Raw genomic sequence first — 2,630 nt, forward strand, 5'->3', positions numbered from 1 at the left:
GTCGGGGAAGCTGTCGTCACGGAAGGCAACCAGCGCGCCTTTCGGGCCGACGTCCATCTTCGCGACATGGGCGGTCCGGCAATTCAGCTTGATGGCGATCAGCCTGATGAGATTCGACGTTGCCTCGGGAAGCGGACCGAAGCGATCGATCAGCTCGGCGGCGAAGGCCTCGATCGACCCCTGGTCCTCGAGCTGGTTGATCCGGCGATAGAGCGCCATGCGCAGGTCGAGGTCGGGAACGTAATCCTCGGGCACGAGGATCGGCACATCCAGGGTAATCTGCGGCGAGAATTCGCGATTGGCGCGCTCTTCGGTGAGGCCACCGGCGCGAGCCTCGGCGATCGCATGCTCGAGCATGGACTGGTAGAGTTCGAAGCCGACCTCCTTGATATGGCCGGACTGTTCGTCGCCAAGCAGATTGCCGGCGCCGCGAATGTCGAGGTCATGGCTGGCGAGCTGGAAGCCCGCGCCGAGCGAATCGAGGTTCGACAGCACGTGCAGCCGCTTTTCGGCGCTCTCGGTGATGCGGCGATTGGCCGGCGTGGTGAGATAGGCATAGGCGCGCGTCTTTGACCGGCCGACGCGTCCCCGCAGCTGATAGAGCTGGGCCAGGCCGAGACTGTCTGCGCGATGCACGATGAGGGTGTTCGCGCTCGGAATGTCGAGCCCGCTCTCGACGATGGTGGTCGAGACCAGCACGTCGTGCTTCTTGTCGTAAAAGGCCGACATTCGTTCATCGACCTCGCTCGCCGGCATCTGGCCATGCGCGACGACATAGCGAACTTCGGGCACCTCCTTGCGCAGAAAGGTTTCGATGTCCGGCAGATCGGCGATGCGGGGCGTGACGAAGAAGCTCTGTCCGCCGCGGTAATGCTCGCGCAGCAGCGCCTCCCTCACCACCACCGGATCCCACGGCATGACATAGGTGCGAACCGCCAGGCGATCGACCGGCGGCGTCTGGATCACCGAGAGATCGCGCAAGCCCGACATCGCCATCTGAAGCGTCCGGGGGATCGGGGTCGCGGTCAGCGTGAGCTGATGAACCTCGGTCTTGAGCGCCTTCAACCGCTCCTTGTGGGTGACGCCGAAATGCTGCTCCTCGTCGACGATCACCAGGCCGAGCCGTTTGAACTGCACCGACTTGGCGAGGACTGCGTGGGTCCCGACGACGATGTCGATCGTGCCATCGGCGAGGCCATCGCGAGTGGCCTTGGCCTCGGCGGAAGGGACGAGGCGCGACAGCCGGCCGATGCGGATCGGGAAGCCCGCGAAGCGTTCCGCAAAGGTGCGGTGATGCTGTCGCGCGAGCAGCGTCGTCGGGCATACCAGCGCCACCTGCAACCCGGCCATGGTGGCGATGAACGCTGCCCGCAGCGCCACCTCGGTCTTGCCGAAGCCGACATCGCCGACCACCAGCCGGTCCATCGGCCGGCCCGCGCCGAGATCCTCGATCGTGTCGTCGATGGCGCGATCCTGATCGTCGGTTTCGTCGTACGGAAAACGGTCGACGAACGCCGGGAAGCCGGCGCTGTCGGGTTGCGCGACGGGTGCCGGCTTGAGCGCCCGCGAGGCGGCGGTGGCGATCAACTCGCCGGCGATTTCGCGGATGCGTTCCTTCATCCGCGCCTTGCGCGTCTGCCAGGCGACGCCGCCGAGCTTGTCGAGGGCGACACCGTCACCTTCGCTGCCGTAGCGTGACAGCACGTCGATGTTCTCGACCGGCACGTAGAGCTTGTCGCCGCCGCTGTAGCTCAAGGCGACACAGTCATGCGGGCTCTGGCCCACCGGGATCGACGTCAGGCCATCATAGCGCCCGATCCCGTGATCGGCATGGACGACGAGATCACCCGGGGTGAGTGCGGCGAGCTCGGCAAGAAAGGCATCGGCGCTCTTGGCTCTCCGCCGCCGGCGGACGAGCCGGTCGCCGAGCATATCCTGCTCGGTCAGTACGGCGACGTCTGGAGCGGTAAAGCCGTGGTCGAGCGGAAGGACGACCTGGGCGAGGCCATGGCCCAGCGCCTCCTGCCACCCGTCGGCGAATTGGGCGCCCTTGAGGCCGTGGTCCTTGAGCAGCCCGGACAGGCGCTCGCGCGCACCCGCGGTGTAGCTTGCCAGCACGACCTTGCGGCCCTGCTCGCGCAGAGCCGCGACATGATCGCTGACGGCCTCGTAGATATTGGCATTCTGCGCCCGCTCGGGCGTGAAATCGCGCGCGCCATCGACCTCGAAATCGATGACGAGCTTGCTTTCCGGCTCGCGGTGGGGGGTGGCGAGATGAACCCGGCGCTGATCGATCAGCCCATGCCATTCTTCCCGCGTCAGATAGAGCAGTTCGGGCGCGATGGGCCGATAGCTGCCGGCGTCACCCCCCTGCACGCTGCGCCGGTTCTGATAATAATCCTCGATCGATTCGGCCCGCGCTTCGCCCGCCGCGGCGGTGCCGATGTCGCGGATAAGCACGTCGTCGTCGCCGAGATGGTCGAACAGGGTCGCCAGCCGCTCTTCGAAAAACGGCAGCCAGTGCTCCATTCCGGCGAGGCGCCGGCCATCGCTGACCGCCTGATAAAGCGGATCACCAGTGGCATTGCCGCCGAAAGCTTCACGGTACCGGGCGCGAAAGCGCTTGACGC

Annotated in this window: 1 protein-coding gene; it reads right to left on the minus strand. The window is 66.1% G+C overall.

The features are described 5' to 3' along the window. A partial coding sequence (gene mfd, locus JOY90_RS11420) for a transcription-repair coupling factor (RefSeq protein ID WP_291691245.1) occupies positions 1-2,630 on the minus strand: 2,630 nt, incomplete at both ends.

It is taken from the genome of Bradyrhizobium sp., from assembly GCF_019242285.1.
GTDB lineage: Bacteria > Pseudomonadota > Alphaproteobacteria > Rhizobiales > Xanthobacteraceae > Bradyrhizobium.